The following is a 14,761-nucleotide window of genomic DNA, read 5'->3' as shown; positions in this document are numbered from 1 at the left end:
GGGGCGTGGCGGGCAAACCGGCTCGCGTCGGGTCCGCCGGGCGGGCAGGATGCTGACCACAGCCCACTCACCGCCCGCACGCGTCCTGGGAGGCCCGGATGACCGGCACCGCGCCCGCGCCCTTCACCGCCGACGACTACCGGGCCCGCATGGACCGCGCCGCGCACGCCGCCGCCGACGCCGGTCTCGCGGGCCTCCTCGTCGCCCCCGGACCCGACCTGGTGTGGCTCACCGGCTACGCGCCCCCCGCCGACACCGAGCGCCTCACCCTCCTCGTCCTCGTCCCCGGCCGCGACCCCGTCCTCGTCGTGCCCACCCTGGAGGCACCGGACGCCGGGAAGGCCGCGGGCGCCCCCGCCCTGACCCTGCGCGACTGGACCGACGGCAAGGACCCCTACGCCCTCACCGGCACCCTCCTCACCGCCGACGGCTCCTTCGGCATCAGCGACAACACCTGGGCCCTGCACCTGCTCCGCCTCCGGCGGACCCTGCCCGGCACCTCCTACACCGCCCTCACCGACGCCCTGCCCATGCTGCGCGCCGTGAAGGACGGCGCGGAACTCGAGCTGCTGGCCGCCGCGGGCGCCGCCGCCGACGCCGCCTTCGAGGAGATCCGCACCCTGCCCTTCGCCGGACGGCGCGAGACCGACGTCGGCCGCGACCTCGCCGACCTGCTGCGCCGCTTCGGCCACTCCCGGGTCGACTTCACCATCGTCGGCTCGGGACCCAACGGCGCCGATCCGCACCACGAGGTCGGCGACCGCGTCATCCGTGACGGCGACATGGTCGTCCTCGACTTCGGCGGCCTCAAGGACGGCTACGGCTCCGACACCACCCGCACCGTGCACGTCGGCGAACCCACCGACGAGGAACGCCGGGTCCACGACGTCGTGCGCGCCGCCCAGGAGGCCGGCTTCCGCGCCGTGCGCCCCGGCGCCGCCTGCCAGGACGTCGACCGCGCCGCCCGCGCCGTGATCACCGACGCCGGGTACGGCGAGTACTTCGTCCACCGCACCGGCCACGGCATCGGCGTCACCACGCACGAACCGCCCTACATGATCGAGGGCGAGGAGCGGCCCCTCGTGCCCGGCATGTGCTTCTCCGTGGAGCCCGGCGTCTATCTGCCCGGCCGGTTCGGGGTGCGCATCGAGGACATCGTCACCGTCACCGAGGACGGCGGCCGGCGCCTCAACAACACCACCCGCGAGCTCGTCATAGTGGACTGACCGCGCCCCAGGAGACACCACCGAGACGCAACCCCGAACGGCTGTGGCACCACCCATGACCCAGGCACCGACCCCCACCGCGGACACCGTCCGCAGGCTCGTCCGCACGCTGTTCAAGGACGGCGCGGACGGCATCGCGGCCCCCGACGCGCGCCCCGTCGCCGAGGGCGGCACCACCTGGTGGGTCGGCACCCGCCATGTGCTGCGCCTCGCCCCCGACCGCGACGCCACCGCCCGGGACCGCCGCGAACTGCGCCTGCGCGACCTCGTCCGCCCGCACCTGCCCGTCACCGTCCCCACCAGCGTGGCGCACGGCGAATGGGCGCCCGGACTGGCGTACACGCTCGACACCCGGGTGCCCGGCGGCACCGCGGAGGAGCACGACGTGTCGGCCGTCGGCGAGGCCGACCTCGCCGGCCTGCTCACGGGACTGCGCGAGGTGCCCCCGCGCCAGGCCGAGGCGCTCGGTGTGCCCCGTACCGTGCCCCGCTCCCTGGAGGCGCTGCGCCGCATGGCCGTGCACGCCGCCGAACACCTCGGCGCCGCCGACGAGTTCGACCCCGCCCGGCTGCGCCAGCTGACCGCGGCCGGGGCCGCCCAGCTCGCCGCCCAGCCCGGCACCGCCGTCCTGGTCCACCACGGCCTCACCGGCGAGCACCTGGTCGTCAGCGCGGACGGGCGGGTGCGCGGCGTCCTCGACTGGGCCGACGCGGCGGTCGCGGACCCCGCCGAGGACATCGCCGGACTCGCCCTCGCGGTCGGCTCTGGCGCGGCCGTACGGGCCGCCACGCTCGCCGGCTACGGCGCCCGCACCTGTCTGCGCGGACTCTGGCTGGCCCGCTGCGACACCGTGGTCCGGCTGGCGGACCGCCTCGACGGGCGCGGCACCGCGCCGCTCCCGCCGCTGCGGACCCGGCTGCGGCACGCCTGGGAGTCCATCCTGCTGGAACGCACCACGGAACTCAGGGACGACGAACCCTAGACCCCGGCCCTGGACCCCGGCCCCGGACCCCGGCCCCGGACCCCGGCCCCGGCCCCGGACCCCGGCCCCGGCCCCGGACCCGGCCCCGGACCCCGGCCCCGATGGCCGGGGACCGACGGCCGGGGACCGACGCGTCACTCCTGTGTCAGCACCACGCACGACTCGGCCGGCACGTGCAACAGACCGTCCGGCGTGGGAGGTTCGACCGGCTCCCACGCGGCCAGCACCTTGGCGCGGCGCGGTCCGAGCGGCACCGACGCGGACTCCTTGCCGAGGTTCACCACCACCCGCACGTCCCCGCGCCGGAACGCGATCCAGCGGCCCCGCGCGTCGTACGCCACCCGCGTGTCCGAGAGGTCGGGGTCGGTCAGGTCGGCCTGTTCCCGGCGCAGGGCGATCAGCCGCCGGTACCAGGCCAGCACCCGCGCGTGGGGCTCACGCTCCGGCTCGGACCAGTCGAGGCACGAACGGTCCCGCGTCGCCGGGTCCTGCGGGTCCGGCACGTCCTCCTCCGCCCAGCCGTGCGCCGCGAACTCCCGCCGCCTGCCCCGCCGTACGGCCTCCGCGAGGTCCGGGTCCGTGTGGTCGGTGAAGAACTGCCAGGGCGTGCCCGCCGCCCACTCCTCGCCCATGAACAGCATCGGCGTGAACGGCGCCGTCAGCACCAGCGCCGCCCCGCAGGCGAGCAGACCGGGGGAGAGGGCGGCCGACAGCCGGTTGCCCTGCGCCCGGTTGCCGACCTGGTCGTGGGTCTGGGCGTAGCCGAGCAGCCGGTGCGCGGCCACCTCCGCGCGGTTCAGCGCCCGCCCGTGCCCGCGGCCCCGGAAGCCCGAGTAGGTGCCGTCGTGGAAGAAGCCCCCGGTGAGCGTCTTGGCGAGCGCCGCGAACGGATCGCGCGCGAAGTCGGCGTAGTAGCCCTGCGACTCACCGGTCAGCGCGGTGTGCAGCGCGTGGTGGAAGTCGTCGTTCCACTGCGCGTGCAGCCCCAGCCCGTGCTCCGCGCGCGGGGTGATCAGCCGTGGGTCGTTGAGGTCCGACTCCCCGATCAGGAACAGCGGCCGGCCCAGCTCCTCGGCGAGCGCGTCCACCCCCTGCGACAGCTCCTCCAGGAAGTGGCGGGCGCGCGTGTCGCGCAGCGCGTGCACCGCGTCGAGCCGCAGCCCGTCGATCCGGTAGTCCCGCAGCCAGGCCAGCGCGCTGCCCAGGAGGTAGGCGCGCACCTCGTCCGAGCCGGGCGCGTCCAGGTTGACCGCCGCGCCCCAGGGCGTGTGGTGCGTCTCCGTGAAGTACGGTCCGAACTTCGGCAGGTGATTGCCCGACGGACCCAGGTGGTTGTGCACGACGTCCAGCACCACGCCGAGACCGAGTTCGTGCGCCCGGTCGACGAACCGCTTCAGCGCCTCGGGCCCGCCGTACGGCTCGTGCACCGCCCACAGCGACACCCCCTCGTACCCCCAGCCGTGCGTGCCGGGGAAGGGACACAGCGGCATCAACTCCACGTGTGTGACACCGAGTCCGGCCAGGTGCTCCAGCCGCCCGGCCGCCGCGTCCAGCGTGCCCTCGGGGGTGTACGTCCCCACGTGCAGCTCGTACAGCACCGCACCCGGCAGGCCGCGCCCCGGCCACGTCGACCGCCACGCGTACCGGTCGTGGTCCACGACGGCGCTCGGCCCGTCGGGGCCGTCCGGCTGGCGGCGCGAGCGCGGATCGGGCAGCACCGGGCCGTCGTCCGGTGCGAAGCCGTACCGCGCCCCGTCGGCCGCCTCCGCCTCGCCGGACCACCAGCCCGCACGCTCCGGATCGCGCGCCAACGCGTGCGCGGCGCCCTCGCAATGGAGCGTCACCCTGTCTGCCTGCGGTGCCCACACCTCGAACTGCACGGACGGTTCCCCTTCGTCTGTCACCGTGAGGTAGCGGTTCCATCGTGCCGTGTGCGGAGATCGACACGCGTGCGAATCGTCCCTTCACCGGCCGGTGTCGCCGTGTGTACGCGTACGGGAACCGTTTCCGCGTTTCCTGGACACCCGGGGTTCACTGACCGACAATCACCAATGTGACGTCGTCGTTCGAGTTCCCCACCTCCCCCGCGCGGCTGTCCGACGCGGAGCGCGACAAGGCCCTGCGGGTCCTCCGGGACGGCGTCGTCATGGGCCGGCTCTCGCACGACACGTTCGTGCGCCGCATGGAGCTCGCCCTCGTCGCCCGCCGCGTCGACGAACTCGCCGCGCTCACCGCCGACCTGCCCCGCGAGAACCGCTTCTCGCGCGCCCTGTTCTCCGGCATCGAGGCGATATCCGGCTTCCCGCTGCGGATGCGCCGGGCCTGGGAGGCCGAGCGGCTGCCCAAGCTGCTGCTGCCCCACCCCTCCGGCGGCCACCCGCTGCGCATCGGCCGCGACCCCGCGAGCGGACTGCGCCTCAACCACGAGACGGTCTCCCGGGTGCACGCCGAACTCTCCCACCAGGGCGGCTTCTGGGTCCTCAGGGACCTCGGCTCCACCAACGGCACGACCGTCAACGGCCGCCGGGTGATCGGCGCGGCCGTCGTCCGCGAGGGCGACCAGGTCGGCTTCGGCCGGGTCTCCTTCCGGCTCTCCGCGGGCTGACCCCGCCCCCGCCCACTGGCCGAAAACCTGTCCCCGGCCGTGGTGTTGACGTACCCCCCGAGTCGTGACTGACTGTGCGTACGTCCCGTACGCCGGGTGACCGTGCCGCTCCGTGGAGGTGTGTGCCCTGCCGCTCCTCCGCTATCCGACCGTGGACGAGCTGGGTGCCCACGCGGCCGCGCTCGCCCGCCGCCGGCCCCGCGACGCGCGGCTGCGCCGGGTCGGGACCTCCCGCGCGGGCACGCCCCTGTGGCTGCTTTCCATCGGTCACGGCAGCAGGGCCGTCCTCGTCGTCGCCGGACCCCACGCCAACGAACCCGTGGGCGGGGCCACCGTCCTCGGCCTCGCCGCCCGGCTGCTCGCCGACGCCCGGCTCACCGACGGCGCCGACACCACCTGGCACCTGCTGCTGTGCCTCGACCCCGACGGCGCGCGCCGCAACGAGGGCTGGCTCGCCGGGCCGTACACCCTCGGCCACTACTTCCGGAACTTCTTCCGGCCCGGCTTCCTGGAACAGCCCGAGTGGCTGCCCGACGGCGCGGGCGCGGCCGCGCTGCCCGAGACCCGCGCGCTGCTCGCCCTCCAGGACGAACTGCGGCCCTTCCTCCAGTGCTCGCTGCACGGCGTCGACGTCGGCGGCGGCTTCGTCGAACTCACCCGCGACCTGCCCGGCCTCGCCGAACACGTCCGGCGCACCGCCGCCCGCCTCGGCGTCCCGCGCGAACTCGGCGCGTACGACACCCTGCACTGGCCCGTCATCGGCCCCGCCGTCTACCGCGTCCCGCCGCCCCGCCGCGGCGACCTGACCGCCGCGCTCACCGAGGCCGCGGTCGAGTCGACCTGGTTCCATCCGCAACGGCACGGCACCGTCACCGCGATCGTCGAGGCACCCATGTGGGGCGTCGCCGCCGTCGAGGACGGCTCGCCCGCCGCCGACCGGGACGCCGCCCTGCGCTCCCTCAGCGGGGCGCTGCGCCACGACATACGGCTCCTGGACGGCCTCCTCGCCCGCGTCCGGCCCCGGCTGGCCGACGCGCCCGGCGCTGCCGCCCTGCTCGCCCCCGTCGACGACCACCTGCTGGTGTGCCCCGGCATCGCCGACGCGTGGGACCCCGACGTCGACGACGGCCGGGGGCGCCCGCTGCCCGCGCTCAGTACCGCCCACCTGGCCGCGCTGCGCATCGCCGCGCGGCGGCTCGCGCTGCGCACGGCGGGACTGCTGCACCGGCTCGTGCGCGGCGCCGGGCACGACCCGGCCGGCGCGCTGCCCGACCTGGACCGGCTCATCGACACCTGGTGCGCGGACTACCGGGACGGGTGCGCCGCGCGCTGGATACCCGTCGCACGCCAGGCCGAGTACCAGACGCGTGTGGTGCTCGCGGTGTTCGAGCTGGCGCGCGGTCATGTGTACGGGCGGTCCCGTTCGGGTGAGCCGGGGTGGGGCGGCGGGTCCGCCGTGCCGATGCACCGGGAATGACGAACACCACCACGACGACGGCCGTACGGCGCCTGCTGCTCGCGACGGCCGCGCTCCTCGCCCTCGGGCCCGCGCAGACCGCACACGCGGCGCCGGACGCACAGGTACGGGCAGACCGGCTCCACCTGACGGTCACCCGGGGCGGCGACCGCTCCTTCGACACCGTGCTGCTGTGCGACCCGCCGCGGGGCCACGCGCACGCCGCGGCGGCCTGCGCCGACCTGGCGGCGGCCGGCGGCGACTTCACCCGCGTCCCACCCCGCGCGGACGTCATGTGCCCCATGATCTACGCCCCGGTGACGGCGCGGGCCCAGGGCCGCTGGGACGGCCGCCGGGTCGACCGGCGGGAGACCTACGCCAACACCTGTGAACTCCACGCCCGCACCGGGTCGGTGTTCACGTCCGCCGGCTGACGGCACCCCCGCGCGCGCCGGTCACAGGGTGTGGTCGCGGGCGTGGAGGGCCGCCGAGAGGACGGTGCGGGACTGGTGTTCCGTCTGGTGTTCCAGGGGGACCCAGCGGGCGCGGAAGCGGATCGCGAAGGCGTCGCACCAGGACGCCACGAGGCGTTCGAGCCGGGGCGCGGCGCTGTCCCCGGTCTGCCGCAGCACCCGCAGCAGCATCGCCGCCGCCCGCAGCGGCAGCCGCCGCCCGAACGCGTCCACGCTGCCGACGTACGCCATCGTCGTGTCGGCGGGCGGGGTGTCCACCCAGTCGTCGGCCAGTCCCGGGATCAGCTCCAGCGCCCAGCGCGCGGCCCGCAACAGCGGCCCGTCGAAGCCGTCCAGCCGGGGCAGCGCGTCGTCGAGCACCCGCTCCACCTCCAGCGCGTCCCGCCGCAGGCGCACGGCCAGCCGGCGCAGGGCCGCCTCCGGGGCGGGATGCGGCGCCGGGTCGTCCACCAGGTCGCTGGCCCACATCGGCACCTCCACCACCGCCGTCAGCCCGCCGTAGCGGTGCGCGTGGTACCAGGTGCTGCGCCGGGCGTCGTCCGGCAGGCTCGGATAAGCCACCCCCGAGTCGGGGCCGGGCATCACGTGCACCCCGGGCCCCGAGGCGGGCCAGCCGGCCGCGTCCGAGGCGCCCGTCTCCACCGGGATGTGCAGTTCGGCGGCGGACTTGGCGAAGGGCTCGGCGAGCCCCGGCACGTCCTTCGTCAGCTGCACCCAGCTGCCGCCCAGATCGGTGCCGTGCAGGGAGACCTGGAGGTAGGGGCGCAGCTCGTCGATGACCCCGGTGAGGGCGCGCGTCTCGGGCGGCAGCCGGTCGGGAGGCAGGACGGCGGGGGACCACTCGGGCTGGTCGGGCCCTGCGGGGCGGTAGAAGCCGCGGTGGTAGTCGAGCAGGCTGCGCGGTGCCGGGGTGACGTGCAGGCTCGCCCCGTCCGGGTCCGCGCACAGCAGGAAGTGCCAGGAGGTGCCGGCGCGTAACTCCCGCTCGTGCACGACGCGTTGCGCGAGCTGGAGGAGCGTGGACCCGCCCGCGGGCTCATTGGCGTGGGCGCCCGCCACCACCAGGACGGCGTGCCGTGCGTGGCCGACCGACAGCAGGTGCAGGGGTCTTCCCTGGCGGGAGACGCCCACCTCGCGCAGGGCGCACAGTCCGGGTCGGTGAGCTGCCAACGACCGGGCGCATGCCACTAATTCGGGAACACTGGGGTAACGCAGCTCCGGCAGAAGACTCACCCCCGACTTGTCCGCCCGGCCCCGCTTCCCCAAGTCCCGCACGACACAGGTGAACTGTCAAGCACGGCCCGGTGAAGGCTCGCCCACCGCCCGTACGGGTGTGTCCCAGGGGACCGACGTGGCGTTCCCGCCACCGCCCCCGCCCCGCCGCACCACGGCCTCCGGCCGCCGGCCACCGAGTATCAGGCACCGCCCCCGGCCCGCTTGCCACCGCCCCCGGCCCGCTTGCGGCCGCCTCCGGGTCGTTTGCCGTTGTCCCCGGCTCCCTCGTCGTCTCCGGCCCGTTCGCCCTCGTCCCCGGCCCGTCCGGCGTCGTCCTCGGCTCCCTCGCCGCCCTCCCCGGCCTGTTCGCCGTCGTCTCCGGCGCGCTTGCCGCAGGCTTCGGCCCGTTCGCCGCCGCCTCCGGCCCGTCAGGTGTCGTGCCCGGCTTCCTCGCCGTCGCCTCCGGTCCGCTCGTCGGCGTTCCCCGCCCGTTCGTTGTCGTCCCCGACCTGTTCGAGGAGTGCCACCGGTAGCGGTCCGAGGAGGTCCGTCACTCGGACCCGGCCCGTGAACCGCCGCTCCGGTGCCAGCACGTCCGCCCATCGGCCCGGTGGCAGCGCCAGTTCGGTGTCGCCCCAGCCGCCCGCCGCCGCCAGCCGCAGCGACAGCCGGGTCACGGCGGTGACGACCTCGCCGGAGCGCGCGAACGCCAGGCAGTGCGCGGCGGCGGGCCCGTGCGCGACGAGCGGCGCGTACGTCGCGGTGTCCCCGAAGGCGTCCGGCCGCCGTGCCCGCAGCCGCAGCGCCGCCGCCGTCACCGCCGCCTTCTCCCCGAGGCCCCGCAGGTCGCCCGGGTCGCCGGGTTCCCCCGACCCGCCGGGCGCCGCGGAGGGGAACTTCACCGGCCGCCGGTTGTCCGGGTCGACCAGCGCCCGGTACTCGTCCTCCGTCCCCTGGTACAGGTCCGGCACCCCGGGCATCGTCAGATGGACCAGCGCCGCCCCCAGCACGTTCGCCCGGACCGGGGCGGCCAGGGAGTCCCGGAAGGCCGTCACACGCCCGCCGAGCGGCCCGCACGGACCCGCCGCGACGAACGCCGCCACCGCCTCCTCGTACGCCGGTTCCTGCTCGGTCCAGCTCGTGTAGAGGCCCGCCTCCCGCACGTGCTTCAGCAGCGCCTCCCGCACCCGCGACGCCTCCGCGGGTCCGAGCCCGAACACCGTCTGCCAGGCCGCCCACGCCAGTTGCGCGTCGGGCACCCCCTCACCGTCGTGGGTGACCTCCGTCAGCACGTCCGCCCAGCGGTCCGGGCACTCGGTGAGCACGGCCAGCGCGGCGCGCACGTCGGCGCTGCGCTTGGTGTCGTGCGTCGTCACCACGGTGCCGGTCAGCGGCCAGTCGCGCTGCACCCGCGCGCAGTACGCGTGGAAGTCCTCCGGGGACACGGCGGGGCGGCCGGGGTCGCCGCCGACCTCGGTCGCCGACAGCAGCGGCACGTACCGGTAGAACGCCGTGTCCTCCACGGACTTGGCCCGCAGCGCGGACGAGGTCTGCGCGAACCGCGCGCGGAACTCCGCCACGTCCCCGGTGTCCGTCGCGTCCCCCGTGGCGCCCGTGGCCCCCGTGTCGTCGACCAGCAGCCGCCGTACGACGTCCACCGCCCCGCCCTCCTCGGGCACGACGAACGCGCGCCGGGCCTCGGCCGCGGCCTCCTCGGTGACCACGGACGCGGCGTCGGCGGCGCCGTACGGCCGGTACACGCGCAGCCGCACCAGCAGCTCCTCCAGCGCGGTGCGCAGCGCCCAGGGCGCGCGGTCGCGCAGCGCCAGGTCGGCGGAGCCCGCGCACAGCCGGTCCGCGACCCGGGTCAGCCGGCTCGTCTCGGCGGCCAGCTCGTGCGTGAGCACCTTGTACGCCGCCCTGCGCACCGTGGCCTCCCAGTCGCCGCCCCGGTCCGTCTGCGGGGCGGCGAACCTGCGGTACTGGCCGAGGAGTTCCCCCGCGCCCGCGGGATCGGCGAACAGGCCGTCCACCCGGCGCAGGGCGTCGTAGCCGGTCGTGCCGGCGACGGGCCAGGAGGCCGGCAGCCGCTCCCCGTCGGCGAGGATCTTCTCCACGACCGTCCAGCGCCCGCCGGTCGCCTCGTGCAGCCGGCGCAGATAGCCGCCGGGGTCGGCGAGGCCGTCGGGGTGGTCGACGCGCAGCCCGTCGACCACGCCCTCGTGCAGCAGCTGGAGGATCTTGGCGTGTGTGGCCCCGAACACCTCGGGGTCCTCCACCCGCACCCCGATCAGCTCCGAGATGCTGAAGAACCGCCGGTAGTTCAGCTCCGTACGGGCGAGGCGCCACCACACCGGGCGGTACCACTGCGCGTCCAGGAGCCGTGGCAGCGGCAGGCCCGCCGTGCCCTCGCGCAGCGGGAGGACGTGCTCGTGGTACCGCAGCACGTCGCCGTCGGGCACCAGGTGCTCCGTCTGCGAGCCGACCGGCCCGCCGAGCACCGGCAGCAGGAGCTTCCCGCCGCCCGCCTCCCAGTCGATGTCGAACCAGCGCGCGTACGGCGAACCGGGACCCTCCCGCAGGACCTCCCGGAGGGCGCGGTTGTGGCGCGGGGCCATCGCCATGTGGTTGGGCACGATGTCCACCACCAGGCCGAGCCCGTGCTCCCGCGCGGTGGCCGAGAGCGCGCGCAGCCCGTCCTCGCCGCCCAGCTCCTCGCGCACCCGCGCGGGGTCGACGACGTCGTAGCCGTGCGTGGAGCCCGGTACGGCCTCCAGGACGGGCGACAGGTGCAGGTGCGAGACGCCCAGCGACGCCAGGTACGGCACGGCCGCGGCGGCGGCCGCGAACGGGAACGCGGGCTGCAGCTGGAGCCGGTAGGTGGCCGTGGGGACCGCCGGGTCGGGGCGCTCAGATGTCATGCAGACCTACGTACCCACCCGGCCGGGATTCGTGTCACCGGGGACCCCGCCCACGTCCGTGCTCCCGGCACCTCGCCCGCCGCCCTCACCCGTCCGGAGCACGGAGACGGCCCCCCACACGCGTGGAGGGCCGTACCGTCCGCAGCGCGCCCTAGGCAGGGCGCTGGAGCACGGTCAGGCTGCGGTCCGGCAGGGGCAGCCGGTCCCCGGCCTCCACCTTCGGGCCCGTGCCGGGCGGCACCCCGTCGGTGCGGGCCGTGTCGACCACGACCTGCCACTGCCGGCCGTGGTCGACCGGCACCACGAACTCCAGGGGGCCGGGCGAGGCGTTGAACATCAGCAGGAAGGAGTCGTCGGCGATGCGCTCCCCGCGCGTGCCCGGCTCGGAGATCGCGTTGCCGTTGAGGAACACCGTCAGCGCCGACGCCCGCGCCGAGTCCCAGTCCCGCTGGGTCATCTCCGCGCCCTCGGGAGTGAACCACGCGATGTCGGACAGGTCGTCGTGGGTGCCCTCCACCGGGCGGCCGTGGAAGAAGCGCCGCCTGCGGAAGACCGGGTGGTCCTTGCGCAGCCACACCATCGCCCGGGTGAAGTCGAGCAGGTCGGCGGCGCCGTCCTCCCAGTCCACCCAGGACACCGCGTTGTCCTGGCAGTAGGCGTTGTTGTTGCCGCCCTGAGTGCGGGCGACCTCGTCGCCGTGGCTGATCATCGGCACGCCCTGGGAGAGCATCAGCGTCGCGACGAAGTTGCGCATCTGCCGGGCGCGCAGCTCCCGCACCGCCGGGTCGTCGCTCTCGCCCTCCGCACCGCAGTTCCAGGACCGGTTGTGGCCCTCGCCGTCCCGGTTGTCCTCGCCGTTGGCCTCGTTGTGCTTGTCGTTGTACGACACCAGGTCGCGCAGGGTGAAGCCGTCGTGGCAGGTCACGAAGTTGATGGAGGCCAGCGGCCGGCGTCCGTCGTCCTGGTAGAGGTCGGAGGAGCCGGTCAGCCGGGAGGCGAACTCCGCCAGCGCGCGCGGCTCGCCCCGCCACAGGTCCCGCACGGTGTCGCGGTACTTGCCGTTCCACTCGGTCCACAGGGGCGGGAAGTTGCCCACCTGGTAGCCGCCCTCGCCGACGTCCCACGGCTCGGCGATCAGCTTGACCTGGGAGACCACCGGGTCCTGCTGCACCAGGTCGAAGAACGACGACAGCCGGTCGACCTCGTGGAACTGCCGGGCCAGGGTCGCCGCGAGGTCGAAGCGGAAGCCGTCGACGTGCATCTCGGTCACCCAGTAGCGCAGCGAGTCCATGACCAGCTGGAGCACGTGCGGGGACCGCATGAGCAGCGAGTTCCCGGTGCCGGTGGTGTCCGTGTAGTAGCGGGGGTCGTCGGCCAGGCGGTAGTACGACGGGTTGTCCAGGCCCCGGAAGGACAGGGTGGGGCCGAGGTGGTTGCCCTCGGCGGTGTGGTTGTAGACGACGTCGAGGATGACCTCGATGCCCGCCTCGTGCAGGGCGCGGACCGCCGACTTGAACTCCAGGACCTGCTGGCCGCGGTCGCCCCAGGAGGCGTACGCGTTGTGCGGGGCGAAGAAGCCGATGGTGTTGTAGCCCCAGTAGTTGTTCAGTCCCATGTCGACCAGGCGGTGGTCGTTGACGAACTGGTGCACCGGCATCAGTTCCAGGGCCGTGACGCCGAGTCCGGTGAGGTGGTCGATGACGGCCGGGTGGGCGAGCGCCGCGTAGGTGCCGCGCAGTTCGTCCGGGAGGTCCGGGTGGCGCATGGTCAGGCCCTTCACATGGGCCTCGTAGATCACGGTGTGGTGGTACTCGGTGCGCGGGCGGCGGTCGTCGCCCCAGTCGAAGTACGGGTTGATGACGACCGACGCCATGGTGTGCGGCGCCGAGTCGAGGTCGTTGCGCCGCTCGGGGGAGTCGAAGTGGTAGCCGTAGACCTCCTCGCCCCAGCGCACCGACCCGCTGACCGCCTTCGCGTAGGGGTCGAGGAGCAGTTTCGCGGAGTTGCAGCGCAGCCCGCGCCCGGGGTCGTACGGGCCGTGCGCCCGGAACCCGTAACGCTGGCCGGGCATGACGCCGGGCACGTACGCGTGCCGGACGAACGCGTCGCTCTCGCGCAGTTCCACCGCCGTCTCCGAGCCGTCGTCGTGCAGCAGACACAGCTCTACTCGGTCCGCGGCCTCCGTGAACACCGCGAAGTTGGTCCCGGCGCCGTCGTACGTGGCGCCGAGCGGATACGCCTCTCCAGGCCAGACCTGCATGGACACGACTCTTCCAGGTGTGCGGTGCCCTCGGGGGTCCCTTCCCTCCGAGTCGCCCCGAAAGAACCGGAACCCTTCTGACTTGGGTCCCTCCTACCCAGGGGGGCGCGGATCCAGTGGGGCGGGGTGAAGACACGGGGGACCCGGCTCACCCGACGGTGTGGGTGAATCGCGCCGCCCGAAGGGGACGGCCCGCGGTGAATCGGCTCACGTCACCGCTGCCCCTTGATCGGAACGGGCGTGAAGAAGGCGGAAGTTGGGAAACGACCCTGTCCATCCGGCTGCACCGCCGACCGGTACCGGAGTACCCTTCCTTGATCGTTGGGGCAGGCAGTGCTCGGGGGAGCGGAAGGCGGTGCAGGGTGGGCTCGGGAGGGCTGGAGCTGCCCCCTGGTGACGAGGGTCACGAGGGGAACTCCACGGACGTCCCGCCCGGCGCGGTGTCCCTGGCGAGACCGATGGACGCGGGCGCCATCGGACCCGAACTGGACTGGGACGCCGACGCCTGGCACGAGGTGCGCACCCGCGCCCAGCGGGCCGGCCGGGCCTACATCTGGCTGAACCTCGTCGAACAGCGCCTGCGCGCCGTCGTGGCGGCCGTCCTGCGGCCCGTCTACGAGCCCGTGCACGGCGACGACTGGGTGGTCGCCGCGGCCGGCCCCGCCGGACAGGAGTGGGTCCAGCGCGCGGTCGCCGTGCGCGAGGTGAGCCGCCGCAAGGGCTACCTCCTCGACCCGGCCGACGACAACGTGATCAGTTTCCTCACGCTGCCGCAGCTGCGGGAGCTGATGGTCCAGCACTGGCCGTGCTTCGAGCCGTACTTCGACGACCGCAGGGACGTCGAGCTGGCCCTGGACGAGCTGGAGGTCACCCGCAACGTCGTCTCCCGCAACCGGGCCCTGTCCGAGGCCGTCCTCAACCAGGCCGAACGGGCCTCCGCGCGCCTCCTGGAGATGCTCGGCTCCGGCAGCGACGTGCCCTCCTCCCGGCGGCTGCCCGTGGACGCCGTGGAGGACCTGGTCGGCGACCGGTACGCGGACGTCGTCGCCGTCCACCCCGACCGGGTGCGTCTGATGCGCCAGTTCCCCGCCGAGGACATCTTCGGCGGCGCCCGCCGACTGGACGCCATCGGCATCGGCCTCAACCTGCTCGTGCAGAACTTCTCGGGCCGCCGCCTGGTCCGGCTGGCCGAGGCCGGCTGCCGGGTGCGGCTGCTGTTCCTCAACCCGGCCTCCAGCGCGGTCAAGCGGCGCGAGCGCGAACTCGGGATGAAACGGGGCGAACTCGGCCGGTCGGTGGAGATGAACATCCTGCACATGCGCCGTGTCCGCGCCCGGCTGCGCGACCCGGACGCCTTCGAGATCCAGGTCTACGACGAGACACCGCGCTTCACGGCCTACCTGGTGGACGGCGACGGCGCGGACGGGGTCGCCGTCGTGCAGTCCTATCTGCGGCGCGCGCGGGGCATGGAGTCGCCGGTGCTGGTGCTGCGCAACGGCAACCGGACCCTCAAGGCGGACGACGTGGTGGAACCCGGTCTCTTCCCGACCTACCGCGAGGAGTTCGAGCTGGCCTGGGCCGATTCGCGGCCCGTGTCCTGAACCGTCCCGGGGCGCAAGCGGA

At 74.7% G+C, this 14,761-nt stretch carries 10 protein-coding genes; 6 read left to right on the top strand and 4 right to left on the bottom strand.

The annotated features are described in order from the left end of the window. Positions 1–98: 98 nt before the first annotated feature. On the top strand, positions 99–1,226 hold the full coding sequence (locus AB0F77_RS13215) for an aminopeptidase P family protein (protein ID WP_361946205.1): 1,128 nt from the start codon (positions 99–101) through the stop codon (positions 1,224–1,226). Between the two features lie 55 nt (positions 1,227–1,281). Then, on the top strand, positions 1,282–2,208 hold the full coding sequence (locus AB0F77_RS13210) for an aminoglycoside phosphotransferase family protein (protein ID WP_361946203.1): 927 nt from the start codon (positions 1,282–1,284) through the stop codon (positions 2,206–2,208). 134 nt (positions 2,209–2,342) lie between these two features. On the opposite strand, the gene treZ is transcribed toward AB0F77_RS13210, so the two are convergent. Further along, positions 2,343–4,088 carry a malto-oligosyltrehalose trehalohydrolase gene (gene treZ, locus AB0F77_RS13205; protein ID WP_361946200.1) on the bottom strand — a complete coding sequence of 582 codons (1,746 nt, stop codon included), beginning with the start codon at positions 4,086–4,088 and terminating at the stop codon, positions 2,343–2,345. A 173-nt stretch (positions 4,089–4,261) separates the two neighbouring features. Here treZ and AB0F77_RS13200 point away from each other — a divergent pair, with 173 nt between their 5' ends. The 3 genes from AB0F77_RS13200 (at position 4,262) to AB0F77_RS13190 (ending at position 6,703) form a co-directional block, all read left to right on the top strand. Further along, positions 4,262–4,813: a DUF1707 and FHA domain-containing protein gene (locus AB0F77_RS13200; RefSeq protein ID WP_361946197.1), complete on the top strand. Its 552-nt coding sequence runs from the start codon at positions 4,262–4,264 to the stop codon at positions 4,811–4,813. Positions 4,814–4,925: 112 nt separating this feature from the next. Continuing rightward, positions 4,926–6,290: a M14 family zinc carboxypeptidase gene (locus tag AB0F77_RS13195; RefSeq protein WP_361946194.1), complete on the top strand. Its 1,365-nt coding sequence runs from the start codon at positions 4,926–4,928 to the stop codon at positions 6,288–6,290. After that, positions 6,287–6,703, top strand: a complete 417-nt coding sequence (locus AB0F77_RS13190; RefSeq protein ID WP_361946191.1) for an SSI family serine proteinase inhibitor — start codon at positions 6,287–6,289, stop codon at positions 6,701–6,703. The genes AB0F77_RS13195 and AB0F77_RS13190 overlap by 4 nt, the downstream gene beginning before the upstream one ends. 21 nt (positions 6,704–6,724) lie before the next feature. Here the strand turns inward: AB0F77_RS13190 and AB0F77_RS13185 are convergent, their stop codons facing one another. The 3 genes from AB0F77_RS13185 to glgX all read right to left on the bottom strand — a co-directional run bounded on the left by AB0F77_RS13185 (position 6,725) and on the right by glgX (position 13,138). Then, entirely contained in the window at positions 6,725–7,975 is a 1,251-nt protein-coding gene (locus tag AB0F77_RS13185) for a M14 family zinc carboxypeptidase (protein WP_361946188.1), read from the bottom strand. A gap of 410 nt (positions 7,976–8,385) precedes the next feature. Further along, complete coding sequence (gene treY, locus AB0F77_RS13180; protein ID WP_361946186.1) at positions 8,386–10,878, bottom strand: malto-oligosyltrehalose synthase; 2,493 nt, start codon at positions 10,876–10,878, stop codon at positions 8,386–8,388. 151 nt (positions 10,879–11,029) lie between these two features. Next, complete coding sequence (glgX, locus tag AB0F77_RS13175; protein ID WP_361946184.1) at positions 11,030–13,138, bottom strand: glycogen debranching protein GlgX; 2,109 nt, start codon at positions 13,136–13,138, stop codon at positions 11,030–11,032. Positions 13,139–13,500: 362 nt separating this feature from the next. Here glgX and AB0F77_RS13170 point away from each other — a divergent pair, with 362 nt between their 5' ends. Further along, complete coding sequence (locus tag AB0F77_RS13170) at positions 13,501–14,739, top strand: SAV2148 family HEPN domain-containing protein (protein WP_361946181.1); 1,239 nt, start codon at positions 13,501–13,503, stop codon at positions 14,737–14,739. The last annotated feature ends 22 nt before the right edge of the window (positions 14,740–14,761 follow it).

This window comes from Streptomyces sp. NPDC026672 (assembly GCF_040638185.1).
Taxonomy (GTDB): Bacteria; Actinomycetota; Actinomycetes; order Streptomycetales; family Streptomycetaceae; genus Streptomyces.
Note: the sequence above shows the minus strand (reverse complement) of the source record. Positions and strands in the feature narration are given on the sequence as shown.